Genomic DNA, 24,004 nt, shown 5'->3' on the forward strand with positions numbered 1-24,004 from the left:
TTAGCCACCAATAGGCAGCGCTTTAACCTTTCACTGCGCCGGCACTCAGGCCACGCACGAAGTACTTGCCGGCCACCACATAGACCAACAAGGTGGGTAAGCCGGCAATCATCGCCGCCGCCATATCGACGTTGTATTCCTTAACCCCGGTGCTGGTGTTGACCAGGTTATTCAGGGCCACGGTGATCGGCTGGCTGTCGCCACTGGCGAACACCACGCCGAACAGAAAGTCATTCCAGATTTGGGTGAACTGCCAGATCAGGCAGACCATGATGGTCGGCAGCGACATCGGCAGCAGAATGCGCCCGAAGATGGTGAAGAACCCGGCACCATCCAAGCGTGCGGCATGGATCAGCGCCTGCGGCACGCCGACGTAAAAGTTGCGGAAGAACAAGGTGGTAAAGGCCAAGCCATAGACCACGTGGACCAGCACCAAGCCCGCAGTGGTATTGGCCAAACCCAGCTTACCCAAGGTGAAGGATGCCGGCAGCAACACCACCTGAAACGGCAGAAAGCAGCCAAACAGCAGTAAACCGAAGAACAGCTGCGAGCCCCTGAAACGCCACAACGACAGGACATAGCCGTTGAGTGCCCCGAGCAAGGTCGAGAGCAGCACCGCAGGCACGGTGATCTTCACCGAGTTCCAGAAATAGCCACCTACGCCATCCCACGCCTTGCTCCAGCCGATCAGGCTAAAGGCATCGGGCAGCGACAACAGGTTGCCGGTGCGGATGGCCTCCGGGGTTTTCAGGCTGGTCAGCAGCATCACCACCAGCGGCAGCAAATACACGGCACAGGCCAGCAATAAGATGGCGTAGATAAAGCTGCGATTGAGGCTCTTAAGCATGACGCTTACCTCGCAGCTCGCTGTACAGATACGGCACGATAATCGCCAGCACCGCGCCCAACATCAGCATCGCACTGGCCGCCCCCAGGCCCATCTGGCCGCGGCTAAAGGTATGGGCGTACATAAACATCGCCGGCAAGTCCGAGGAATAACCGGGGCCGCCAGCTGTCATGGCCGCCACCAAGTCAAAACTCTTGATCGCAATGTGGGCCAGAATCATCAGCGCGCTGAAAAACACCGGGCGCAGGCTCGGCAACACGATACGCAGGTAGATGGTCGGAGTGCTGGCACCGTCCACTTGGGCGGCGCGGATAATCGACTGATCGACGCCCCGCAGGCCGGCCAAAAACAGCGCCATCACAAAGCCTGAAGCCTGCCACACGGCGGCGATCACCAAGCAGTACACCACGCGATCAGGGTCGACCAGCCAGTCCAGGCGAAAGCCCTCCCAGCCCCAGTCACGCAGCAGCTTGTCGAGGCCAAGACCGGGGTTAAGCAGCCACTTCCAGGCCGTACCGGTGACGATCATCGACAGCGCCATGGGGTACAGGTAGATGGTGCGGATAAAGCCTTCGCGGCGGATGCGCTGATCCAGCAGCACTGCCAGCACCACGCCGATGACCAGGCTGATGGCGATAAACAGGCTGCCGAACTGCAGCAGGTTTTTACTCGCCACCCACCAGCGCTCGTTCTCCCACAGCCGCTGATACTGCTGCAGACCAACCCAGCTGTAGCTGGGCATAAAGCGCGAGTTGGTAAAACTTAAGATAAAGGTCCAGAGAATGTAGCCATAGAAGCCGACCAAGACGATCAACATGCTGGGCGCCAAAACTATTTTGGGCAGCCACTGCTGCAGTCGATCGAGCCATGGCTGGCCAGTAGCTTGGGCAGTTGTTGCGGGAGCTGACATGCAGTCCTCCTGAAACCGAACAAAGAAACCGAACACAACAGCGGAGCAAAACCTCCAGGCAGCAGCCGACTGCGATGCCCATGTCCATGGGCATCCAGTGCAGCAGTCGCTGAAGTTAGGCGGTGCTTAGCAGCGCTAGGCTATTGCACGGCCTTGATCGCCGCCGCCAGTTGCTCGGCGGCTTTTTCCGGTGGCATATCCGGGCTATTGAAGAAGTTGGTCACCACATCGAATACCGCGCCCTGCACGTAGCTGGAGGCCGCCATGTCGTGCGCCAGACTGGGTTCTAAGCCGCCATTGCTGGCCGCTTGTTTGAAGTCCTGCATGGACTTCTGAGCGCAGCTGTCGAAGCTCGACATATCCTGATCCAGACGCACCGGAATCGAGCCTTTGTTCTGGTTAAAGAACTCTTGGAACTTGGGCTCCAGCACCGTACGGGCTAAGTCGTCCTGAGCTTGGCGATTGGCCTCGTTACTCAGCTTGAACATCACCAGAGAGTCCATGTTGTAGATAAAGCGACCTTGGGTGCCGGGGAACACCACGCACTGGTAATCCTTACCGGCGACTTTACCGGCGGCCGTCCATTCGCTTTTTGCCCAGTCGCCCATGATCTGCATGCCAGCCTTGCCATCGATCAGCAGCCCCGTGGCGGCGTTCCAATCGCGGCCAGCGGCGTCGGCATCGATATAGCTGCGCAGTTTGCGCAAGGTGGCAAAAGCCTCAGCCATCTTGGCGCTGGTCAGCGTGGCTGGGTCTTGCTCTACAAACGCCTTGTGATACCCCTCTGGGCCGAGGATCGCCAGCACCAGATTTTCAAACAGAGTGCCGTCCTGCCATGGCTGGCCGCCGTGGGCGATGGCGATATAGCCGGCTGCCTTGAGTTTATCGGCAGCGCTGAATAGCTCGTCGAGGGTGGTCGGCGGCTGCAAGCCGACTTTGGCGAACACTGTTGGGTTGATCCACAGCCAGTTAACCCGGTGGATATTCAGCGGCACCGCCACATAGTGGCCATCGTATTTCACCACTTCGGCGAGCTGCTCAGGCAGCAGTTTGTCCCACTGGCCTTGGTTGGCCACCGCAGTGAGATCGGCCAGTAAGCCTAACTGACCCCACTCTTGGATATTCGGCCCTTTGATTTGCGCGGCGGCAGGCGGATTGCCCGATACGGCGCGGGTTTTCAGCACCGTCATGGCGGCTTCACCACCGCCACCGGCGACGGCGAAATCTTTCCAGACGTGGCCTTTTTCTTCGAGGAGTTTTTGCAGGGTATCGGCTGCGCGCTTTTCGCCACCGGAAGTCCACCAGTGCAGCACTTCAACCTCACCGGCATGGGTAGTCAGGGGTAACAGGCAGGCCATGGACAGACCCAGGGCCAGGCGGGAAATAGTTTTCATGTCGATACCATCGTTGTTGTTATGGTGTAGCAAGTCAGTTGCTTGCCTTGCCTCAGTCTATCCAGCGCCTGGCGTTGGCAAGTAACGAACGGAGGTGTAAAGGTCACCACTTGGTTACAAACCTTAAGCCTTTGTACGCGGCAGCCACAGGGTCACGCGCAAGCCGCCCTGAGGCAGGTTCTGCAAGCTCACTTCGCCGTCATGGCTGTGGGCCAAACTGCGTGCAATGCCCAGCCCCAAGCCATAGCCCTGCTGCTTGCTGCTTAAGCGAAAATGCGGCTCAAACACCTGGGCCAGACGCTGCTCTGGCACGCCGGGGCCTTCATCATCGACATGCAGTACAAAGGCCTCGGGCGTGTCGAAGACTTGCAAATGGGCGCGTTGGCCGTACTTCAGGGCGTTATCCACCAGGTTGCCGATACACCGGCGCAAGGCTAAAGGTTTGCCCGGATAGTGCCTGTGCGCGTGGCCCTGCAGCGTGACTTGGGCGCTGGCCAGATAGGGTTCGATCAGCCCATGGAGCAAGGCGTTGAGATCGACCTGCTCGATGTTCTCGTGGATATCGGTGTCTTTTACGCACTGCAAAGCGCCTTTGACCAGCAACTCCAGCTCATCCAGATCGCGGCTGAACTGGCCTTGCAGTTTTTCCTCCTCCAGCAACTCCACGCGCAGACGCAGGCGCGTGATCGGCGTGCGCAGGTCGTGGGAAATGGCGCTAAACAGCTGGCTGCGCTCGCTCAGATAGCGGCTGATGCGTTCGCGCATGCTGTTGAACGCCCGCCCGACTTCCACCACTTCGCTGCCGCCCTCCTCGCGCAGCGGCTCGACACTGGCGCCCAAGGACATCTCCCGGGCAGCGGCGGCCAAACGCTTGAGTGGCTGGCTTTGCCAATGCACCAGCAGGCCGATAAACAGCAGCAGAAAACCGCTGGTAAACAGTACAAACAGCAGCTGCTGCGTGGGCAAGGCTGGCGCCTCCAAACTGGCATAGGGCTCAGGCAGCAAGGTGGCCAGATACAGCCACTCGCTGGGGGCGATTTGGATTTGCGTGACCAGCACCGGTGGATTCACCGGCTCCAGGCTTAAGGCGTAATGGGCCCAGGAACGCGGCAGTTGATCGAGCTTGAGTTCGCCATTGAAGATGCGCAGATCCTCCGGGCGGACAAACTCCAAAGAAATCGACGCAGTCTTACCCAGGCGCTCCTGCAACACCTCGGCCACTGCCGCGAGCACTGCCTGCTTGCGTGGCGTGGCGGGCAGCTCGGGCATCTGCAAAGGCTTGTTGTTGAGCGAAACAAAAAACCGCGTGCCGCCCATGCTGCGCAGTTGGTCCAGCACCATGGGCCGATAGCCCACTGGCAAGGAGCGGAAGTAACTGGCGCTGGCCGCCATGGAATGGGCCAGACTGCGTGCGACCAAAAGCATGCCCTCGGTCTGGCTGGCCCGCAGTTGGGTGACCCAGATCCAGCTCGACAGCCCCTGGGCGAGCAGCACCACCAGTAAAGTCAGGGCCAGCATGCGCCCCAGCAAGGAGCGTGGCAGCACCAGCCAAGCCTTACAGCGGCGCATGTTTAAGGCTACTGACCTGGGCCGCCAGCATATAGCCTGCGCCACGCACGGTACGAATCAACTGCGGCGCCTTGCCGGTATCACGCAGGCGCTGACGCAGGCGGCTGACGCCCATATCGACGATGCGTTCCAGTGGCATCACCTCGCGGCCACGGGTGGCGTTGGCGATGGTGTCGCGGTCAAGAATTTGCTGAGGGTGTTCGAGAAAGAGCTTGAGCAAGGCGAAGTCGGCGCCGGATAGCAGCACCTCCTCACCGTCCTGATGAAACAAGCGGTGGCTGACCATATCCAGGCGCCACTGGGCAAACGCCAGCACCTCGGAGCCGCCACGCTCCTGGGCAAAGCCGACGCGGCGCAGCAATGCCTTGATCCGTGCCTGTAATTCGCGGGGACTAAAGGGTTTACCGAGGTAATCATCGGCGCCCAATTCCAGGCCAATCACCCGATCCACTTCATCGGAGCTAGCGGTCAGGATAATCACCGGCACCTGGGCGAAGCGCGGATGCTCGCGCAGCCAGCGACACAGGCTAAAGCCGTCTTCATCCGGCAGCATCACATCGAGGATGATCAGATCCGCGCCAGCACTGGCCAGCGCCTCGCGCATGGCCGCGCCATCGGCCACGGTCTGCACGTTAAAGCCGGCGCGCTGCAGGTAGGTTTGCAGCAACTCACGGATCTCGGCGTCGTCATCCACCAGCAGGATCGATTTTGCACTTGGGTTCATTAGGCAATCCTTGCTCTTGTTATATGCAGTGTTTAACGCAGTTGCTGCAACGCCACCCCGGCGCCCTCAAGCCCTGGATATGGCGCGGTGACCAGATACACCGGCAGCCCAGCAAAATAACGACTCATCACGCCCTTATCGCGCAGCGCCTGGGCAAAGCCGCTGCGGCGAAAAAACTCGGCAAAACGCGGCACTACACCGCCGACGATATAAACGCCGCCGCGCGCACCTAAGGTCAGCACATTGTTGCCGGCAACCCGACCCAACCACACACAGAACTGCTCCAGCACCTGTTGCGCCACGGGCTCTTCGGCTAAGGCGGCCTCGGTAATGGCGGCTGGACTGGTCAACGGCGCAGGCAACTCATGCAGCGCACAGTAGGCCTGATACAGCTGCAACAGGCCATTGCCGCTGAGCACGTCCTCAGCCCGGACATGGCCCAACTGACGCTGCAACTGCAACCACAGCTGCGCCTCGGCAGGGCTGGCCACCGGCAAATCGACGTGGCCACCCTCGCCCGGTAACGCATGCCAACTGCCATCGGCCAGCGCCAGCAGAGTACCGACGCCTAAACCCGTGCCGGGGCCGATGACCACTGCCGGGCTATCAACCTCAGCCACACCTGAACAGACTTCGATGCGCTGCTCAGGCGTCACGCGAGTCATGCCTAAGGCCATGGCGGTAAAGTCGTTGATCAACAGCAACTGGGCAATGCCGAGACTGTTACAGAAGTCGCGCCGATTCAGGCGCCAGTGGTTATTGGTAAAGCGAAACTCTTCACCACGCACCGGCCCAGCCACGGCGAGGCACACGGCCTCAATATCCGCCACCGGCACCTGCTGCTGGGCTAAGTACTCGGCCACGGCCAGCTCCAAACTGGCATAGGCTGCCGTTGCCAGCACCTGCACGGCACTTAATTCGCCATCACGCCACAAAGCCAGGCGCGCATTGGTGCCGCCTATGTCACCCACTAAAGCCAGTTTCAACGCAGCTCTCCTTAAATGCGTAAAGGCCTCTGGCATAGGTACTGAGCTGTCGCCACAGAACCCAAGCTGTTAGCCATTTGAGCAAGCCAGACGCCAAAACAGCAGCAGGCGGCGCCAGGCTCAGCAAGCGAGACAAGGCTTGGAATCTATAGCTTTGTAGTAATTCAAACAACATTGAGCGATTTATGCCCAGCTCAATGGCGCCCAGGCGAGTCCTGGCCAGGTAAAGCCTGCACACCGGCGCTAAAGCGCAGCAGGCCTTTAGTTAAATGCTGAGAAATTGGCAGGAAAACAGAGGTGAATTCTCTCAACGTGCAGGCTTGTGCTTTAAAGAGCAAGGCTGAGACAAATCAGCGCTAAGGGCTCACCCTGCTCCTCAAACACGCGTGAACTGCTGCTATCGGCTGTAAAGCCCAGGCTACGGTAAAATCCCAAAGCCTCGGTGTTCGCCTCCAACACCCAGACAAATACCCGCTTAAATTCCTGCGGCAGCAACGCTTGCCGTACCTGCTGCCACAGCGCTCGGCCGAGCCCTTGGCGTTGATGCGTAGCCAGCAAATAGATCGCCATTAACTCCGCATCGGTGGTGATGGCACCCTCCTCACGCGCGCCACCAAAGTTACAAAATCCAACGATCTGCCCGTCCTGTTCGACGACTAAAACTCTCGGCTGACCGGCCTCAATCGTTTGAGCAAACCAAGCAATACGCCGAGCCCTGGTCTGCTCAAGACCGTTCAGATACTGCGCAGACAACAATCCTTGGTAAGTTTGCTGCCAGCACTGCAAGTGCACCGTGACGATGGACGAACAGTCGTCCAAGTGCGCCGCACGTATAAGGGGATGGCTTCGATGTTCCGTCATCGCAACTGCTCCTTTAAAGTTATCTCTAGCGATTATAAGCACGGGTTCCAAAGCAATAGTTCTCGAGTACACCCGTGCTGCCATTCAAATAAAAACCCCACAAAAACCAGCCAAGGCATTTAGCTTCAGCCAAATAAAAACCCTACAAAACCCAACTTAAGAACACAGCACATGAAATATATTATTAACTTTCCCGCAGCCAAATAAACGATATGGCGCATTCAGAAACCAGCACGCCCAGAATACACAAGAAACAATTAGTTACTAATTGTTTTGACTCAGCACAATCCAGGCAAGTAGTGGCTAAATAACATCAATCATCAAGTGAGACGTTTATCACAACCTAAACATAAGAACATCAAATTATAACTTCAGCGCATTGCCCTACAATCGATAATTTGTATAGTCGGAATTTATCCAGCCGAATCGGTCGGTATGGGCCGCATTGGAAAATAACTAATGAAACCTAATCTTTTCGCAGCCATTTTAGTTCTCTCCTCAGTAGGCTTGGCAGGTTGTGCAAGTCTGCAACAACCCGCTCAGCCGGCGCCGCAGCCAGCAAGTGCAGACGCCATCAGCGCACCAGCCCAAGTGACCACCCAACAGCAAGCGCCAGCCAACTCCTTCCTGGGTGACATCATCAAAACCGCAACAGAAACACTCAGCACCGAAGCCCAGAAAACAGTAAAAAGCAGTATTCAAGAAGCGGGCAGTGCTGCGCGAAATTGATAGGCCTAAAGCCGCCCAGGTTTAACCTTTAACCAAGGCGGCTTCTTTAAGACGTGCCGTGTGATCCATTCAGTTTTTTAGCCTATGGCACTTAAATAAGGCACGAGAAGTCTGCCTAGAGCCCCCGCCCCCTCTCATAGCCTTCACCTGCTTCAGCACAGCGCACCTGAGCGCTCAAGCATGCTGACACCAGTCGACTAACACAATCGGCACATTTAAGTTATATCGCACTATAAAGAGCTACTCAGCCAGCCACTTAAACTCATAAAAACAATTACGACAAATAAACATAACCAGAAATCAATAACTTTCAAACTACATATAACCACCGATAACCAGCCCAATCCTGCATACAGATAGTTTTAAATAGTTAACTGTCAGTAGTTACGTAAACACTCTGATAATTCCCGCTTAGGCGTATTTATCCAGCGTCGCGCTACACAGCCAGTGCGCGTATCGCGAGGCACGCTTAGTTCGCAATGGCGTTCAACCGTACGCCACGATCTTGATGGATATACAGAAAGGGAATGGCGGCCAGCAGGCTTTGGCTATAGGCATGTTGCGGGCGGGTAAACACCTCGCTGACGGTGCCGCGCTCGACGACTTCACCGTCTTTCATGACCAGCACCCTGTCGCTGATTTGCTGGACCACTCCCAGGTCATGGGAAACAAACAGGCAAGCCAAGCCCAGGCGCTGCTTCAATTGCACCAGCAACTGGAGGATTTGCGCCTGCACGGACACATCCAGCGCACTGACCGGTTCATCACACACCAGTACCTCAGGCTCTGCCGCCAGCGCCCGGGCGATGGCGATACGCTGGCGTTGCCCACCGGACAGTTCGATGGGACGCCGTGCCAGCACGCTGCGTTGCAATTGCACAAGGTTCAGTAATTCAATCGTGCGCTCATGGCGCTGAGTAGCAGTGGCCAGCCCGGCCACCCGTAAGGCTTCATCCAACACCCGTTGCACGGTGTAGCGCGGATCGAAAGAACTGAGCGGGTCTTGGAACACCACCTGAATACGCCGGCGCTCATGGCGTTGCTCGCGAGCATTGAGGTGTTGCCAATCCTGGCCACGAACAAACAGCTGGCCTTGGTCGGGTGTTTCCAGCGCCAACAGCATGCGCATCAAGGTGGTTTTACCAGAGCCGGACTCGCCGACGATGCCTAGGGTTTCCCCTGCTTTAAGGCTGAACGAAATGGGCTTAACCGCCGTGCGTTTAACGCCGTCAGGCCCCACAAAAGCTTTGCTCAGGCCGCGGGCCTCCAACACGCTGGCGCGGCTATCGTCAGCAGCCGCAGGCGAGGCAGTGCCGGCATTACGCCGCACATGCACCGCCGCAGCGGCGCGCAACAACGACTTGGTATAGGCCTGCTGCGGGTCGTAAAGCACCTGCTCGACCGGGCCTTGCTCGATGATGCGACCGTTGTGCATCACTGCCACTCGGTCGGCCAAACGCGCCACCACCGCCATATCGTGGCTGACCACCAGCATGGCCCGCTCAGGGCTGCGCAAGGAGTCGAGCAGGTCCATAAGCTGCGCCTGCACCGCCGCGTCCAAGGCGGTAGTCGGTTCATCAGCAATCAACAGTTGCGACTCACAGGCGATGGCCGTGGCGATCAAGGCTCGTTGCCGCAGGCCGCCGGATAGTTGATGGGGGTACTGCCGCGCGCGCAGCTGCGGCTGGTTAACCCCGACTGCGCGTAATAGCTCTATCACCCGCTCCTCACGCTCTTGGCGATTGAGCTGAGTATGCAGGCGCAGGGCCTCGTCGATTTCTTGCCCCACGGGCCGTAATGGGTCCAATGAGCCGAGGGCGTCTTGCATCACAAAGCCTATCCGTGCGCCGCGTAGCTGCCGCCAATCACGTGCGCTGCGTAGGCTGAGCAGATCCTCACCGGCAAAGCGCAACTGCTGCGCGGTAATCTGCGCGCCCTGCCCGGCCAAGCCCACCAAACTGCGCGAGGTGACGCTTTTACCGGAGCCGGACTCACCGACCAGAGCCAAGCACTCGCCGCGATCAAGCTGAAATGACACCCCCTTGACCACCTCGATGTCATCGGCAAAAGCAACCCGCAGCTCACTGACCTCCACTAGCGGCTGTGACGCAGAAACTAATGGCTTCATAGTCCTTTACCCTCGCTGTAACGCAGCAACGTGCGGCCCAGGGCGGTGATAGCAAGCACGGTCAGCATCACCAGCACGCTAGGCGCTACCACCAGCCACCAAGCGTTGGCCATATACCCGTAGCCCACGGCCAACATGGCCCCCCACTCGGGAGTTGGCGGCGGCGCGCCAAAGCCAAGAAAGCTCAAGAGCGAGCCGATAACGATATTGCCACCGACGCTGATGGTGGCCAGGATCAGAACGGGCCGAATGGCGTTGGGCAAGACATGCCGCACCACCACGGTAAAGCGTGGCAGGCCCAGGGTTAGCGCAGCTTCCACATAGGGTGCGCGGCGCACCAGTTGGGTCTGCGCGCGGACTATCCGGGCAAAACGCGGAATCCCAGCGACGCCCAAGGCTAATACGGTATTGACCAACCCGCCGCCCCAGAACGTGATGATCAGCAAGACCAGAAGTAAGTCCGGAAACGCCGACAGCACATCAATCAAACGCATCAACAGCGTATCCAGCCAGCGCTTGCCTAACCCCGCCAGCAGCCCCAGGAAACTGCCACCGAGCAAGGCAATCAAGCTCGCGCTGATGCCCAGCAACAGCGAATTGCGTACGCCATAGATCAGCCGGGCTAACACATCGCGACCGTTCTCATCGGTGCCGAGCCAATGCGCAGCGCTGGGCCCACGAAAAGCGTCACGGGCACTGACCGCAAAAGGATCGGTATGCACTAACCAGCTGGGCACAATGCTGGCAATCAGCAGAAACAGAACAAATAAACCGGCCAACAGCAGGCCTGGACGCCGCAGCGCCAGCAGCGTCCATGGCGACAATTGCCAGGCTCTGGCTGAACTTGCCCGGCTCAGAGTGGGAGAAATGCTTGGCATCGGATTCGCTCCACTGACTTATGGCGATGGGTTGGGGACGCGGTCGTGGATCGCCTGCACGGCGGCCAGCAATTCCTCATCCAGACTCAGCTGCAAACTGCCGAGGTTCTCTTGCAGTTGGCTCAGGCTGGTGGCACCGGTTAAGGCGCTGGTCACGAACGGCCGGCTGAGGACAAACGCCAAAGCCAGTTGCACCGGCGATAAACCACGGCTGTGGGCCAGCTCCACATAAGCGCGCACGGCAACCGCCGCCTCAGCGCTGGCATAGCGGTTAAAGCGCGCATAGGGGCCACCGGGAGTCAGACGTGCCCCGGCCGGCTGGGCACCATCCAAGTACTTACCGCTGAGCACGCCAAAGGCCAGCGGCGAATAAGCCAGCAGGCCCACGCCTTCGTGGTGGCTAAACTCAGCCAAGCCCACTTCATACAGGCGATTGAGCAAGCTATAGGGATTTTGGATGCTGACGATGCGCGGCAGAGCCAAGCGCTCACTGGCCTTGAGAAACTGTGCCACGCCCCAGGGCGTTTCATTGGACACGCCGATATGCCGCACCAGCCCCTCTTTGACCAGGTCTGCCAGCACCGCCAGAGTCTCCTCGATGGCGACACCTTCCTCGTGCTCTTGCCAGGGGTAATCACGTACACCGAAGAAGTTAGTGCTGCGATCCGGCCAGTGCAGTTGGTACAGATCGAGATAATCCGTTTGCAAACGCTGCAGGCTGCCCTGAATGGCTTCGCGCAGATTCTTGCCGTCGTGATGACTCTGGCCGTGGCGGATATGCGCCTGCGCACCGTTACGCGACGGGCCCACGGCCTTGCTCGCGAGGACGATGTCCGCACGCCGGCCTCGCTTGGCCAGCCAGCTGCCGATAAAACGCTCAGTGCTGCCCCACGTCTCGGCGCGACTTGGCGTGGGATACATTTCTGCCGTGTCGATAAAGTTAATGCCCTGCTCCAGGGCGTAATCCAACTGCTGGTGGGCATCGGCCTCGCTGTTCTGATGACCGAAGGTCATGCTGCCCAAACCAATGGCACTGACCTGAATATCGCTGTGACCCAAGGGGCGGTAGTTCATCGAGCTGACTCATGTAATTAAGGGATTAGGCGCCGCGCTTAGCCGCGCCGTGATTAAGCGTCACGCCGAGGCTGCGCTGCGGCTCGGCGTGAACTGATTCGCGGGATACGCCAGGCCGAGGTGCCCGCGCAGGGTGCTAGCGCTGTATTCATGACGGAACAAGCCGCGCTTGCGCAGCAGCGGCACCACCTCATCGACAAAAACCTGCACGCCGCTGGGAAACACGTCCGGCATGATGTTAAAGCCGTCCGCCGCGCCGCTTAAAAACCACTCGGCGAGGCTGTCCGCCACCTGTTCCGGGGTGCCCACCAACAAGCGATGGCCGACCAAAATGCGCCGCGCCAACTGCCGCACGCTGAGCTTTTCCTGCCGCGCGAGATTCAGCTGCGCCTCAAGAAAACCGTGGGAGCTTTTCAACTCGCTGACAGCGCTGATGCGCTGCCACGGCAGCTCAGCGTCCAGATCCAACTCGGCCAAGGGAATGCCGATGCGCCAGGCAATCTGCTGGGCCAGACTGCTTTCACCTAAATAATCATTGAGCCGGGTAAAACGCGCCTGCGCCTCGGCCTCCGTGCTGGCAATCACGGTGGCGAGCCCCGGCATGATTTTTAACTGTTGAGGATCGCGCCCCCACTGGCGCGCACGCTGTTTCATGTCCTGATAAAAGCCCTGGCCGCCGGCCAAGGTGGTTTGCGTGGTAAAGATCGCATCGGCATAGCGCGAGCCAAGCGCTTTGCCCTGCTCGGAAGAGCCGGCCTGCACCAACACCGGCCGCCCTTGGGGAGAACGCGGCAGGTTCAGCGGGCCACGCACGGCAAAGTGCTCGCCGACATGCTCAATGCTGTGCACCTTGTCGCGTTCGGCAAACAAGCCCTGCACCGGGTCGCCGATAATCGCGTCGTCCTCCCAGCTGTCCCAGAGTTTTTGCACCACCTCAATAAACTCCGCCGCCCGGCCATAGCGCTCGGCATGCGGGGCCGAAGCGCTTTGGCCAAAGTTCTGCGCCGCTGCATCGTTATAAGTGGTGACCACATTCCAAGCGGCGCGCCCGCCACTGATGTGATCCACCGACGCCAAGCGCCGGGCCAGGTTATAGGGCTCGTTAAAGGTGCTCGATGCGGTGGCAATCACGCCAATATGTTGGGTGGCCAAGGCAATGGCCGTCAGCAACACCGTGGGCTCCAAGCGCCCAGCCGGCTGCGTGGCCAGATCCCCGGCCAGTGCCGGGCCATCAGCCAGAAAGATCGCATCGAGGGTGCCGCGCTCTGAGATTTTGGCGATGTTGATGAAGTACTGCACATCGGTCATGGCTGTGGCCGGGGCCTCGGCCTCGCGCCAGGCGGCAGCATGGGCGCCAAAGCCTAAGATGTTCATGCCAATGCTCATTTGCCGGCTTGCCGTGCTCATGCCAGATCCCCCTCATTAAGCCCAGGTGCGCTGGCTTGTGCAGCATCGGTTTGGCTGCCTTGGGCCTGGGCAAAACGCTGCGCCCAAGCGGCACTGGGTACGGTGCCATTGAGGAAAAAATCGCCCAGATAAGCCTCACGCAGGATCGCCGGATTGTGTGAAGCCAGGGTGCGTGCATTGCGCCAGTGCCGATCCAAACCACGCGCAGTACTGGCCGCCGAAGCCCCGCCCACTTCAAACAGCAAGGTGCTGGCCTCCAGCACTAACTGGATCACCACCTGCTGCGCCTGAAATGTCTGGATATCCGCAGCGGCGTATTGCTCGGCAGTGGCACTACTGAGCAGATAGGCCTGATGCAACTCATCGAAGCTGCGCGCGACCTTTTCCACCATGGCTTGGCTGGCAAACTGCAAACTGGATAGACGCCCGATAACCCGCTGCACCAAGGGATCATCTTTCGGGCTGGACTGGCCGGGAATGCCAAAAGCACGGGTACGTCCCTGCACAAAGGCGATGCCGTCACGCAGGATCGCCCGGGCGATGCCGGCCAAGGTGGCTAGATGAATTTGCTGATAAAACGCGGTGATATAGGTGTCTGTGCGCACCTCACCCACTTTGAAACGCCGATAAATCTGCTCATCCTGTACCGCCACTTGCTCGAACTTGGTGGTGCCACTGGCCGTCAGGCGCTGACCAAAACCGTCCCAGTCATCCACCAAGGTCACCCCCTGAGCCTGGGTAGGCACGGCTATGGCCACTTGCTCAGCGCCATCCACGGCAGACACGGCAATCCAGTCGGCATACAGGGTGCCGGTGCAGTAGTACTTCTCGCCGCTGAGTAACCAGCCCTGCCCGGCCCGGCTCAGCTCGACACTGTTGCCGGTGCTGTCGGTGCGCTCGGCCATCGCCGCGCCAAACAAATCACCCGCCACGATGCGCTGATACCACTGGGCGTTGTTGGGCGCGTCCTGATCATTCAGGCGGCTCTCAACAAAACCGAAATGCGCGCGGAATATCTGCGGCAAGTTGGAGTCAGCTGCCGCCAGCTGGCTAAGCAGCTCAAACAGCTGGCTCAGGCTGGCGCCAAAACCGCCATAGCGCTGCGGCACCCGTAGGCGGCCAAAGCCGGCCTCGCGCAGCCAGCCAACGGCGTCATAGGGCAATTCACGGCGTTGTTCGCGGGCGATAGCGCCTTGGCTAATGCGTTCAAACAGCGGCTGGAAGATACTCAACAACTGCGCGTCAGTCACCGCCTGCGGTTCGATTGGTGAGGTTTCGGTGGAGGCCTGCGATTCAGTGAAAATCATCTGCAAATCCTTGACTGTGGTTGCGCTGTTGCTGCTTTGCAGCGCGCAGAAGTTGATCATTGGCCTTGCACTCGCGGATCAATCCACGGCAGTAACAAATCCACCAACAGGTTGATCAGCACATAACTCAGCGCGGCCAGCAGAGTGATGCCCAAAACCATGGGCACGTCTTTGTTAGTCACTGCATCGAGCAGCAAACGGCCGATGCCTTGACGGGAGAACAGGGTTTCCACGACCACCGAGCCGGCGAGCAAACTGGCGAAGATAAAACCCGCCAAGGTGAGCAAAGGAATCAACGCATGACGCAAGGCATGGCCAACACGCACCCCTGCCTCAGACAGGCCGCGAGCACGGGCCATGGTGATAAAAGGCTGCTCCAAAATATCGTCCAGCTCTTGCCGTAACACTTGGATCAACAGCGCCGCCACCGGTAGCGCCAGGGTCAGGCTGGGCAAGATCAGATTGCGCCAACCCCCAGAGCCAGTGGGCGGTAGCCAGTGCAAGGTGAAGGAAAACAGCAGCAACAAGAGCATGCTCAAGACGAAAATGGGCGTGGATGACAGCACCAGCTCCACCCCCGAAACACTGGCCGACAGCCAGCGTCCGCGACGCGCGGTCAGCAACGCCACACTGATCGCCAGCAGCAATGCCAGAACGGCTGCCGCCAGGGCCAATTGCAAGGTGGCGCCCAGTTGTGTGGCGATGGCCTGAGTCACCGGAATCTGCAAGCGGTAAGACTCACCCAAGTCCCCCACCAGCAAGCGGCTTAGGTAGTGGCCGTACTGCACCCACAGGGGCTGATCCAAACCATATTGTTCGCGTACCCGGGCTAGCACCTCAGGCGTTGGCAACGCTTCCGGCCCGCCTAAAATCACCAAAGCCGGATCGCCGCTGGCGAAATGCAGGCCAATAAAGCTCAGGCTGACAGCGCCCCACAGCACCACAATCCCGGCCAGTAAACGCCAGCCTATACGCTGATAAATACTCATGGTTGCTCCTTATCCAGCCAAACGCTGGTGAATAAGGGCGTGTTATGCGAGGTGTCGAACACCAAGCCTTTGACGTAGCGGTGGTAGGCAATCAGGTGCTGGCTTTCATAGACCGGCGCAGCCGGCACCAGCTCCGTCAGGCGCTGCTGGGCTTGGGCGTAGAGCTGTTTCAATTGCTCTGGGGATTGGCTGCGGCGGGCGTCACTCAGTAACTGATCCAGCTTGGCGTCACGTAGGCGACCCACGTTCTGGCCGATTAAACGGGCTCCGGGAATCGAGTCGCTGTGATACAGCATAAACAAGCCATCCGGCGTGTTGCTGTGCCAGTAGCCACCGCCGAACAGGTCAAAATCGCTGCGGTAACGCGCCTCCATGGCTTGCAGCAATGGCAACACCTTGAGCTGCAGGTCGATGCCCACTTTGCGCGCATCGGCTTGAATCGCCACGCCGGCGGAGCCGGGAAATGTCGCGTTGTCAGTGAACGACAAGCTCACCTGAAAACGCTTGCCCTGTTTAACCCGAAAACCCTCCGCATCGCGTTCGCTCCAACCGGCTTCATCGAGCAGTTTGGCCGCCGCGACGGGGTCATATTGCAGGGCATGGCTAAACGCCGAATCGTAGTAAGGGGTGTTCACCGCAAGGAAATCGCTGGTTAGCTGGTACTCACCAAAGCCGATGATCCACGCCAAGCCTTCGCGATCAATCGCTTGGGTAAAGGCTTTACGCACCCGCACATCATCGAACGGATAACGCTCGACGTTGAAGGTCACACTTCGATTCGGATTGCCCTTGCGAATACTGCTGGAGAACTCAAGTTCTGGATTAGCCCGGATCGCCACGGCATTTTGCGGCGGAGCATCTAGGGTGAAATCGTCCTGCCCAGAGACCAAGGTGCCGTAGCGAATGATGGCCTCCGGCACGATATTCAACTCAATGCGCTGCAGATAGGCCGGGCCTTGATGGCGGGTCACAGGCGGTGCCCAGTGGTAATCGTCGCGGCGAACAAAGATGGCGTTCTGCGCACGGTTGTAGTGCTGCAACAAAAATGGCCCGGAGCCAATGGGATGCTCGGCAATGCTTTTAGGCGCCTCAAGGATTTGCTTGGGCGAGATCATGCTCAGCCAAGACTGCGCCAACACACTCAAGAAGGCCGAATAAGGCTCCTTGAGCGTGGCCTCGAAGGTGTAGTCATCCACCACCCGGCCACTGGCATAAGGCGCGATATAAGCGGCCGTTAAAGGCGACTTGGTGTCGGGGTCACGCATATGTTCTAAGTTGACGCGCACCGCTTCGGCATTAAACGGCGTGCCGTCGCTAAAGGTGACGTCATCACGCAGGTGGAAGGTGTAGCGGGTGCCGTCTGGGGAAATATCCCAGGACTTAGCCAGCCAAGGGGAAATCCCGCCCTGCTCGTCCTGATAGACCAAAGCATCGAACAACAGACGCCCTAGCCACTGCACATTGCCATGGGCGAGTGCGTGAATATCGAAGGTGCCGGTATCCAGCGCCACTGAGACCTTCAGCGTGCCGCCAGGCTTGCCCGGCGCCCGCTGGTAATAATCACTGGCCGGATAGCTCAGCACCCCATCCAGCACTTGAGCGCGTTGCTCGTTGGCTTGGGGTGGTGCGTCACTGTCGTTTGCTGAACAACCGCTAAGCAGTATCGCTGCGGCCATCAACGCGCCCTGCCAGAGCTTGCCTAAGGTTAAATCCATGCTGGTTCTCGCTGCACAGGCTCGGCAGGCGACAGCTCGGCCGCCTGCCTTTGAAAAACGCTGGGTTAGAAGTGAAACGACACGCCGGTAAAGGCGCCAAAGCCGTCACCGGGATACAAGCCGGCAGCGTCCTGACCACGGCTGTTGTAGAGCGGGCTGATGGCGGTGACGTAGTCTTTGTCGGTGAGGTTTTTCAGATCGAGGAACACTTGCCAGCGCTGAGTCGGATGCTCATACCCCAGCTTGGCGCCCCATACCGTGTAGGACGGCGCGTAAAAGCTGTTGGCGTAATCCACCGCCGCCTTGGAAGCCACCTGCACATCGACGCCGGCGTAGAAGCCGTTAGGGTTCTGATACTTCAGCTCGGCTTGGTACATGTGCTTGGGCAAGCCCGGCAGCTCATTGGCGTGGAACTCATTGTCGTGGCGGTAGTAGAAGTCATTGAGGGTGTACATCTGCCGCAACAACAAGCTATCGCCACGCGTGCCCTGCCATACCTGCGTATCCAAGCCCGCTTCAATGCCCTGGTGAATGGTCGAGCTGGCATTGGACGTGGCAGTACGTGCCGGGGTCAGTCCCGACGCCGGAACAAGCTCCACGGTCAGCAGCTCGTTTTGCACCCAAGAGCGATACAGCGCCAGACTGCCAGAGAAGATGCCCTGGGAGCCGCGCAAGCCCACCTCAACGGTATTGGCCTTTTGCTCGACTAGCGGTTTGATGAAGTTATTGCTGGGGCCTGAAGGTGAAATCGACCAGGCGCTGGGCGGATCGATGGAGCGGCTGACGTTACCGAAGATTTGAAAGTGTGGCGTCAGGTCATAACGCAGGCCCAAGCGTGGCGCCAGGCTCCAGTTGTCGTACTTGTAATGCTGGGGAAACTGCGTGGTATTGGGCCGATCGCTGAAATCTACATCCACATCACGGCGGATATTGACTGCCGACAGACCGCTGGACAGCCACAGGCCTTCGACCAGCTCCAGTTCGTTGCCAAGCGCAAACACCGTGTCAAAGGAGCCGCTGTAATTGGTGTCCTTCAGCAACGCTTTGCTGATGCCGTCGTAGGTTTGCACCTCAGCCCGGTCGTGGATGCTGTTGCTGAAACTGAAGGTGGTGTTGCTTTGATGGCCAAACAGCTGGTCGAAACGCAGATAGCGCAGCGAGGTGTTGATATCGCGCCATTGCCAGTGGTTGGGGGTAGACGGGCTTTTGCTGCCGAGAATTTGCCGATAGTTGTGATAAACCAGTCCCAGCTCAAGCTGAGAGTCATCATCAAAGGTGTAAGTGGTTTTACTGCCGACCCAGATTGAGCCGTTCTTCTTCGAATCATCGCGCTGCGCCACACTGGTGGCATTGGCTTGCGAAGAGTTGTGCTTGAACTCGTCAAGGGTCAGCTCACCCGGATCTTCGTGGTACTCCTCGCGGTAGCGCACGATCAGGCGGGTATCCAGTTTGGGACTAAAGCGATAGCCAAAGTTACCCACCACGCCTTTGGCCTTGGTAAAGCTGTAGTCCTGATAGCCATCCCGCTCAGAGTTGCTCAAGCTGATGTAATAGTCGGCGTTGCCCTCCACGCCGCCGGTGCTGAGTTGCTGCTTACGCCAGCCAAAGCTGCCTATTTCAAAGCGCGCATAATTGCCCGGGGCGGTATAGCCGGTATGGGTGACCATATTGATCGCCCCACCCAAGGACAACGCCGTGTAATCGAAAGCGTTGGCGCCGCGCAGCACTTCGGTGTAATTGACCCCGGCCATATCCAGCAGCTCATAGGGCGTGCCACCTGGCCCCGTCAGGGCTAGGCCATCAAAGAGGAACTTCACCCCTTCGCGAAAATAGCCTGGGGAGGCATTCGCCCCAGAGCCACGAATAGAGATTTTGATGGCATCAGTACCGCCGGCAGACTGCGCAATGACCCCCGGTTGAAACGCCAACACGTCTGCCAAGGTAGCCGCCCGGCCCTGCTCTATTTCCGCGTTGTCGACCACGCTGGCGGCGCCGGCGATCTCATCCAAACGTGACTCAGCCTGCTGTGCGGGAGTGGCTTTAGCCGCACTGATTACGACCCGATCCAACTTGGGTTCAGCTTTCTCGGCAGCACTCGCATAGTGGGCGCCGCATAAAATCAAACTGCCAGTACTTACAGAAATTATCAGCGGTTTAAACCTGCCGGGCACACTCCCGGCCGCCATCCTTAGATTGACCCCAAACACCATAGTCCCCTTTACCCAAATAAGTGTCTGACGAGCTATTTGTAATGCGCAGCGTCATACTTAATATTGGTTAGCAAGGACCATTCCAATATATTTAGTTTTTATATTTCAACAAGATAAATAAATTTACAACAAATCCATCTGCGCCATAAAACTCAATTTGTTTAATCACTGTTGGAGCAACAACAACTATTCGAGTTATATGCTTATAAATTGTTAACAATAATAAATACTAAAAACCTTATTATAAAATCAGCAATAAGCTTATTACCTGATGCGGACACAGGCACTGAACAATAACGATAACCCGGTCGTTATTGTTCAGTGCCTATTGCTGTGCGGTTGAATCGAGCAGCTGGTACTTGGGCAACAGTTAGGCGCTATTGCGCTGGCAGCAGCAAATCATCGACAAACGCCGGCTGCAGATCACGCTCGGGGATTTCCCAGATCAGCAATTGTGGCGGGGTTTGTTGGAAGGCCGGGCTGGCGAAATAATCTTTGGCTGCGCCTGCAAATTCGCCGCCGTCTTTGGCGAAGTTGCCCAGGCTGGCACCGAGGGCTTGTTCAAGGAAAGCAACGAAGTTGGAGTTGCGCGAGAACGAGGTACCGATCAGGGCCACGTTCGGCAACTGACTGTCACCGAACAGATCCTCTTCGCTTAGCGCTTCGCCTTGGCTGCTTTGGCTAAAGCTGGAGGCCTGGACATAGTCGGCGGCCGGCTGCAGAGTTTGCGGCAGCCAATCGAGACCGGCTAAACGCACTAAGTCGCCGGGGCGCAGCGCCTGCGGCAACAGGCTGCGCGCAAGGCTTTGACTCGGCGTGGCAGTCACGCCGGTGCGCTTAACCTGCTCCGCCAAGGCCAGGGCTGCGGCCTGGGCACCCGCCTCGCTCCAGTGGCTGTCGCTGCGCAAAAAGGCACTGCCGCCCAGCGGCTTAAGGCTTGGGGCTAAGTCCAGGACTGCCACGCCATGGTTTTTAAGCAGCGCCTGCCACTGCTCGGCGCGGGCCTGCAACTGGGCGGGACGCAACAGCGTACAGAGTTGCTGCGCAGCAATGCGGCTCTTATCCGGCACCAGCACCACCTGCAAGGCGATCTGGCGTTGCGCCAGCCAGTCGCGCACCGCCACCACCTTGTCGGCACGGGCTTGGGCATTGCTTTGGGCGTGACGATGGATACGATTCTCGTCGGCCAGAAACAACCAACCCGGGCAGCCTTGGCGCACCCGTGGCCCGGTGTCACCGAGCAACAGCCAGCTGCCGGCGCGTTCCAAGTCGGCGGCTTTGCGCGCCAGCTCGACGTGGGACAGTTCCTTGGCGATGTGATGGGTAATGTCGCCATCGCGCAGCACCTGCCAATTCACTTGTTTGGGCAGCCAGTCGACACTGTGGCTGACCAGCATCGCCCACAGGCATGCGCACAAACCGCTCAGGAGAAACAGCGCCATTACGATGCCAGCCAAAGGGCTTAGGCGGATGGTCATGGCGCTGGGCGGTACCGGAGCCAGAGAGGCGTCTTTTTTCGTCATGCTCACCTCCCGTTAAAATTGGAAATACAGAAAAGGCACGGTTTCACGGCTGGCGATCAGAGCGAACGACAGCAAGAACCCCAGAATCGGCCACAACGCACCGACCGCGCGAAACAGCCACAGCTGGCCAAAACGTTGTTCGGCCCGGCCCTGATACAGCGGCAGCAGCAAACACAGCACACCTAAGCCAGCTGCTATGCCGTGGCTAAGGCGCAGCGTGGTGGCCAGGGCATCGCCCAAGGCCCAGCCTTGCAGGCCGAACTGGCCGGCGTACATGGCCAAGGCCGAGGCGAAGTCCGGGGCGCGAAACAGCGTCCAGGCCAGGCACACAAACAACAGCGTGATCAGGTGGGCCAAGGGCGCCGGTAAATCTGGCAAGCCGTTACGGCTCCAGGCCCGATCAATGCCCAGGGCAATGCCGTGGGCGGCGCCCCACAGCACGTAGTTCCAGCTATCGCCGCCGTGCCACAGACCACCGATGGCCATGATCAAAAACAGATTGCGATAGGTCTTCCAGGTGCCGAAGCGGTTGCCGCCCAAGCCGATATACAGATAGTCGCGCAGCCAGCTCGACAGCGAGATATGCCAGCGGCGCCAAAAGTCCTGAATATTGCGCGCCCAGTACGGGTGGTTGAAGTTTTCCGGGAAGTGAAAGCCGAGCATCAGCCCCAGGCCGATGGCCATGGCGCTGTACCCTGCAAAGTCGAAAAACAGCTGCAGCGAATAGGCCAGACAGCCAATCCAGGCATCCATAAAGGACGGCTGGTCAACGCCGAAGGCCACCGTCACCAAAGGCGACAAGCTGTCCGCCACCAGCACCTTCATGCTCAGGCCGATCATAAAACGCCGGGCGCCGAGGGCGAAATTCAGGGCGTTGAAGTAACGTTGGCGCAGCTCCGCACGAACCCAGTCATAGCGGATGATCGGCCCGGCGATGGAGTGGCCGAACATCGCCAAGTAGGTGGCGAAGTTACTGAAGCTGCGCTCCACCGGCACCACTTTGCGGTGCACGTCGACCAGATAGCTGATCACCTGCAGCACGATAAACGACAGCCCCGCCGGCAATGCCACCTTCTGCCAGTCATAGGGCAAGGCGCCGTAGGACGTGAGCAACTCATTGAAGGTGGCGGCGAGGATATTGGCGTACTTGTACCAGCACAACACCAGCACATTGATCGTGATCAGCGCGGCCAACAGGTGCAAACGCTGGCGTGACTGCTGCTGCGTGCGCACCACCAGTAAGCCGCCAACCCAGCCTAGCGCGGTGAGGACAATATGCAGGAGCAAGAACGCCGGGCTCAGCCAGCCGTAAAACAGCCAGCTGCCAATCAGCAGAACAGGGTTACGCCCCCGGTTGGGCACCAGCGCGTAAACCAGCATAAACGCCGGCAAAAACAGCAGGAGGAACTCAAGGGAGGCAAAGACCATATCAGTTCGCTAAGTTGTCTTGGGTCGGTAACAACCGTGGGCCTTGCGCCGTGGGCACGAGAAACAGGCTGTAGCGCTGCCCCGCGGCCAGTTGTCCAAGTTCCACGACCGGGCCTTGCGCCGCGCCGGCGCAAGTCAGTTGCACAGCCAGCGCCAAGGGGTTGATGGAGCGGCGCTGTACGCTGCCCTCAGGCACATCCTTAAAAATATCGACCTTGCGCCCCGCCGCCTGGATGCCGGCAGCGGCACAACTGCCCGCCAGGTTGTAGATCGCCAAGGAAGCTTTGAGCCCATTGAAGTCATCCGGCTGCTCGCGCAGGGTCACATAGCGCAGACCTTGCTCATCGGCGAGCGCCACCACGGTGGCGAACTCGCCCGGCGCCACGCTGATCGCCAAGGCTTGCTGCTGACCGTTTTGCTTGAGGCTGCCGGTGATCGGCTTAGCGGCTGGCACGGTGAGAAAATCCGACGCCCGTTGCTCGCCGGCTAAGCTCAAGCTGGCGCCATTGGCCGCACTCAGCTGCAGTGGCGTATCGGTGCTGTTAAAAAAGCGCAGGAAAGCCGAATCCTCACTGGGCCCAGTGGGGTACAGGGCAATCTCCTCGGCATGCAGGCAGGCTGCACTGAACATGCCGATTACTAGCGCCAGGCCCCGGCGCTTCATTGGGCTTGCCCCTTCCAGCTTTCCAAGGCACTGGCGATACCGACGCCCCACTGCTTGTAGCCGGTGGCGGTCAGGTGCTGGCCATCAACGGTGGCCCATTGGCCCTTCTTCGCCAGCTTCAGCGAGTCGATATAACCGCACGGCGCCACGTTACTGCTTAACAACGTGGAGATTTGCTCAACCCGCGCATAGGTTTTGCCGTACTTACCGCCTTCGCTGCCCCAGCTCGGGCCAATCCAGGCGCACTGAGTACCCGTACCGGCAATCGATTTGACCAACTTGGTGGTCTGCTGCCAGACCCAGGCCCGCTGGAAGTTAGCCTGGGTGTAGCCGGCCATGGTGTCGCCCAATACCACCAGTACCAGGTCTGGCTTCTCACTGGCGATTAACTGGGCAATGGGCTGAGTGGCGGCCTTGCCACGCAGCACCACGGCTTTGCCGTTGCCCTTGCGCTCCGCGCCGCCGCAAGTGCCAGCGGGCGAGACTTTCAACCAATCACCGGCCTGCGCGCCACAGATACCGATGCTATGCACCTTGGCGCCCTTGGCTAACAGTTCGTTGTGCAGACTGCCGATCAGGTAATCAGGGGTCGCTAGGTGGCTGTCGCCGATCATCAAAATGGACAAGCCGGCTAGCAGCGAAGATGCCATAACAAAACTTC

The 24,004-nt window shown here is 58.9% G+C and carries 20 protein-coding genes; 1 reads left to right on the forward strand and 19 read right to left on the reverse strand.

Annotated elements, in window-relative coordinates; translation table 11 throughout:
• Window positions 1–22: 22 nt before the first annotated feature.
• The 7 genes from NTD81_RS08815 to NTD81_RS08845 all read right to left on the reverse strand — a co-directional run bounded on the left by NTD81_RS08815 (window position 23) and on the right by NTD81_RS08845 (window position 7,333).
• The gene (locus tag NTD81_RS08815) at window positions 23–847 is read right to left on the reverse strand and encodes a carbohydrate ABC transporter permease (protein ID WP_262181738.1); all 825 of its coding nucleotides are present in this window, start codon (window positions 845–847) and stop codon (window positions 23–25) included.
• Window positions 840–1,757 carry a carbohydrate ABC transporter permease gene (locus NTD81_RS08820; RefSeq protein ID WP_262181739.1) on the reverse strand — a complete coding sequence of 306 codons (918 nt, stop codon included), beginning with the start codon at window positions 1,755–1,757 and terminating at the stop codon, window positions 840–842. The genes NTD81_RS08815 and NTD81_RS08820 overlap by 8 nt, the downstream gene beginning before the upstream one ends.
• Window positions 1,758–1,897: 140 nt before the next feature.
• Window positions 1,898–3,151: an ABC transporter substrate-binding protein gene (locus NTD81_RS08825; RefSeq protein WP_262181740.1), complete on the reverse strand. Its 1,254-nt coding sequence runs from the start codon at window positions 3,149–3,151 to the stop codon at window positions 1,898–1,900.
• Between the two features lie 123 nt (window positions 3,152–3,274).
• Window positions 3,275–4,720, reverse strand: a complete 1,446-nt coding sequence (locus NTD81_RS08830; RefSeq protein WP_315974685.1) for an ATP-binding protein — start codon at window positions 4,718–4,720, stop codon at window positions 3,275–3,277.
• Window positions 4,707–5,444: a response regulator gene (locus tag NTD81_RS08835; RefSeq protein WP_262181741.1), complete on the reverse strand. Its 738-nt coding sequence runs from the start codon at window positions 5,442–5,444 to the stop codon at window positions 4,707–4,709. Before NTD81_RS08835 ends, NTD81_RS08830 begins: the two co-directional genes overlap by 14 nt.
• Before the next feature lie 32 nt (window positions 5,445–5,476).
• Window positions 5,477–6,430, reverse strand: a complete 954-nt coding sequence (locus NTD81_RS08840) for a glucokinase (RefSeq protein ID WP_262181742.1) — start codon at window positions 6,428–6,430, stop codon at window positions 5,477–5,479.
• Window positions 6,431–6,757: 327 nt separating this feature from the next.
• Entirely contained in the window at window positions 6,758–7,333 is a 576-nt protein-coding gene (locus NTD81_RS08845; protein ID WP_262182081.1) for a GNAT family N-acetyltransferase, read from the reverse strand.
• A 417-nt stretch (window positions 7,334–7,750) separates the two neighbouring features.
• On the opposite strand from NTD81_RS08845, the gene NTD81_RS08850 reads away from it, so the two are divergent.
• Window positions 7,751–8,020: a hypothetical protein gene (locus tag NTD81_RS08850; RefSeq protein ID WP_262181743.1), complete on the forward strand. Its 270-nt coding sequence runs from the start codon at window positions 7,751–7,753 to the stop codon at window positions 8,018–8,020.
• A gap of 469 nt (window positions 8,021–8,489) precedes the next feature.
• On the opposite strand, the gene NTD81_RS08855 is transcribed toward NTD81_RS08850, so the two are convergent.
• From NTD81_RS08855 to NTD81_RS08910, 12 genes are all read right to left on the reverse strand, one after another.
• The gene (locus NTD81_RS08855) at window positions 8,490–10,148 is read right to left on the reverse strand and encodes a dipeptide ABC transporter ATP-binding protein (RefSeq protein ID WP_262181744.1); all 1,659 of its coding nucleotides are present in this window, start codon (window positions 10,146–10,148) and stop codon (window positions 8,490–8,492) included.
• Window positions 10,145–11,026, reverse strand: a complete 882-nt coding sequence (locus NTD81_RS08860; RefSeq protein ID WP_262181745.1) for an ABC transporter permease — start codon at window positions 11,024–11,026, stop codon at window positions 10,145–10,147. Before NTD81_RS08860 ends, NTD81_RS08855 begins: the two co-directional genes overlap by 4 nt.
• Window positions 11,027–11,044: 18 nt before the next feature.
• Window positions 11,045–12,100 carry an NADP(H)-dependent aldo-keto reductase gene (locus tag NTD81_RS08865; RefSeq protein ID WP_262181746.1) on the reverse strand — a complete coding sequence of 352 codons (1,056 nt, stop codon included), beginning with the start codon at window positions 12,098–12,100 and terminating at the stop codon, window positions 11,045–11,047.
• 60 nt (window positions 12,101–12,160) lie between these two features.
• Window positions 12,161–13,507, reverse strand: a complete 1,347-nt coding sequence (locus NTD81_RS08870; protein WP_262181747.1) for an LLM class flavin-dependent oxidoreductase — start codon at window positions 13,505–13,507, stop codon at window positions 12,161–12,163.
• On the reverse strand, window positions 13,504–14,814 hold the full coding sequence (locus NTD81_RS08875) for an acyl-CoA dehydrogenase family protein (protein ID WP_262181748.1): 1,311 nt from the start codon (window positions 14,812–14,814) through the stop codon (window positions 13,504–13,506). The genes NTD81_RS08870 and NTD81_RS08875 overlap by 4 nt, the downstream gene beginning before the upstream one ends.
• Window positions 14,815–14,870: 56 nt before the next feature.
• Window positions 14,871–15,803, reverse strand: coding sequence for an ABC transporter permease (locus NTD81_RS08880; RefSeq protein ID WP_262181749.1), 933 nt, complete (start codon window positions 15,801–15,803; stop codon window positions 14,871–14,873).
• The gene (locus NTD81_RS08885) at window positions 15,800–17,518 is read right to left on the reverse strand and encodes an ABC transporter substrate-binding protein (protein WP_262181750.1); all 1,719 of its coding nucleotides are present in this window, start codon (window positions 17,516–17,518) and stop codon (window positions 15,800–15,802) included. The genes NTD81_RS08880 and NTD81_RS08885 overlap by 4 nt, the downstream gene beginning before the upstream one ends.
• 65 nt (window positions 17,519–17,583) lie before the next feature.
• Window positions 17,584–19,587: a TonB-dependent receptor family protein gene (locus NTD81_RS08890; protein WP_262181751.1), complete on the reverse strand. Its 2,004-nt coding sequence runs from the start codon at window positions 19,585–19,587 to the stop codon at window positions 17,584–17,586.
• A 518-nt stretch (window positions 19,588–20,105) separates the two neighbouring features.
• Window positions 20,106–21,251 (reverse strand): alginate O-acetyltransferase AlgX-related protein, encoded by a 1,146-nt coding sequence (locus tag NTD81_RS08895; protein WP_262181752.1) that lies wholly within the window; start codon window positions 21,249–21,251, stop codon window positions 20,106–20,108.
• A gap of 12 nt (window positions 21,252–21,263) precedes the next feature.
• Window positions 21,264–22,679, reverse strand: coding sequence for an MBOAT family O-acyltransferase (locus NTD81_RS08900; RefSeq protein ID WP_262181753.1), 1,416 nt, complete (start codon window positions 22,677–22,679; stop codon window positions 21,264–21,266).
• Window position 22,680: 1 nt separating this feature from the next.
• Window positions 22,681–23,343 carry an alginate O-acetyltransferase AlgF gene (locus NTD81_RS08905; protein WP_262181754.1) on the reverse strand — a complete coding sequence of 221 codons (663 nt, stop codon included), beginning with the start codon at window positions 23,341–23,343 and terminating at the stop codon, window positions 22,681–22,683.
• Window positions 23,340–23,993: an SGNH/GDSL hydrolase family protein gene (locus NTD81_RS08910; protein WP_262181755.1), complete on the reverse strand. Its 654-nt coding sequence runs from the start codon at window positions 23,991–23,993 to the stop codon at window positions 23,340–23,342. Before NTD81_RS08910 ends, NTD81_RS08905 begins: the two co-directional genes overlap by 4 nt.
• Window positions 23,994–24,004: the final 11 nt, after the last annotated feature.

The sequence above is a fragment of the Pseudomonas sp. 5P_3.1_Bac2 genome (genome assembly GCF_025465995.1).
GTDB lineage: Bacteria > Pseudomonadota > Gammaproteobacteria > Pseudomonadales > Pseudomonadaceae > Aquipseudomonas.

Coding starts and splice junctions, on each gene's coding strand:
- NTD81_RS08815 (WP_262181738.1), bottom strand. CDS start 847: ATGCTTAAGAGCCTCAATCGCAGCTTTATCTACGCCATCTTATTGCTG.
- NTD81_RS08820 (WP_262181739.1), bottom strand. CDS start 1,757: ATGTCAGCTCCCGCAACAACTGCCCAAGCTACTGGCCAGCCATGGCTC.
- NTD81_RS08825 (WP_262181740.1), bottom strand. CDS start 3,151: ATGAAAACTATTTCCCGCCTGGCCCTGGGTCTGTCCATGGCCTGCCTG.
- NTD81_RS08830 (WP_315974685.1), bottom strand. CDS start 4,720: ATGCGCCGCTGTAAGGCTTGGCTGGTGCTGCCACGCTCCTTGCTGGGG.
- NTD81_RS08835 (WP_262181741.1), bottom strand. CDS start 5,444: ATGAACCCAAGTGCAAAATCGATCCTGCTGGTGGATGACGACGCCGAG.
- NTD81_RS08850 (WP_262181743.1), top strand. CDS start 7,751: ATGAAACCTAATCTTTTCGCAGCCATTTTAGTTCTCTCCTCAGTAGGC.
- NTD81_RS08855 (WP_262181744.1), bottom strand. CDS start 10,148: ATGAAGCCATTAGTTTCTGCGTCACAGCCGCTAGTGGAGGTCAGTGAG.
- NTD81_RS08860 (WP_262181745.1), bottom strand. CDS start 11,026: ATGCCAAGCATTTCTCCCACTCTGAGCCGGGCAAGTTCAGCCAGAGCC.
- NTD81_RS08865 (WP_262181746.1), bottom strand. CDS start 12,100: ATGAACTACCGCCCCTTGGGTCACAGCGATATTCAGGTCAGTGCCATT.
- NTD81_RS08870 (WP_262181747.1), bottom strand. CDS start 13,507: ATGAGCACGGCAAGCCGGCAAATGAGCATTGGCATGAACATCTTAGGC.
- NTD81_RS08875 (WP_262181748.1), bottom strand. CDS start 14,814: ATGATTTTCACTGAATCGCAGGCCTCCACCGAAACCTCACCAATCGAA.
- NTD81_RS08880 (WP_262181749.1), bottom strand. CDS start 15,803: ATGAGTATTTATCAGCGTATAGGCTGGCGTTTACTGGCCGGGATTGTG.
- NTD81_RS08885 (WP_262181750.1), bottom strand. CDS start 17,518: ATGGATTTAACCTTAGGCAAGCTCTGGCAGGGCGCGTTGATGGCCGCA.
- NTD81_RS08895 (WP_262181752.1), bottom strand. CDS start 21,251: ATGACGAAAAAAGACGCCTCTCTGGCTCCGGTACCGCCCAGCGCCATG.
- NTD81_RS08900 (WP_262181753.1), bottom strand. CDS start 22,679: ATGGTCTTTGCCTCCCTTGAGTTCCTCCTGCTGTTTTTGCCGGCGTTT.
- NTD81_RS08905 (WP_262181754.1), bottom strand. CDS start 23,343: ATGAAGCGCCGGGGCCTGGCGCTAGTAATCGGCATGTTCAGTGCAGCC.
- NTD81_RS08910 (WP_262181755.1), bottom strand. CDS start 23,993: ATGGCATCTTCGCTGCTAGCCGGCTTGTCCATTTTGATGATCGGCGAC.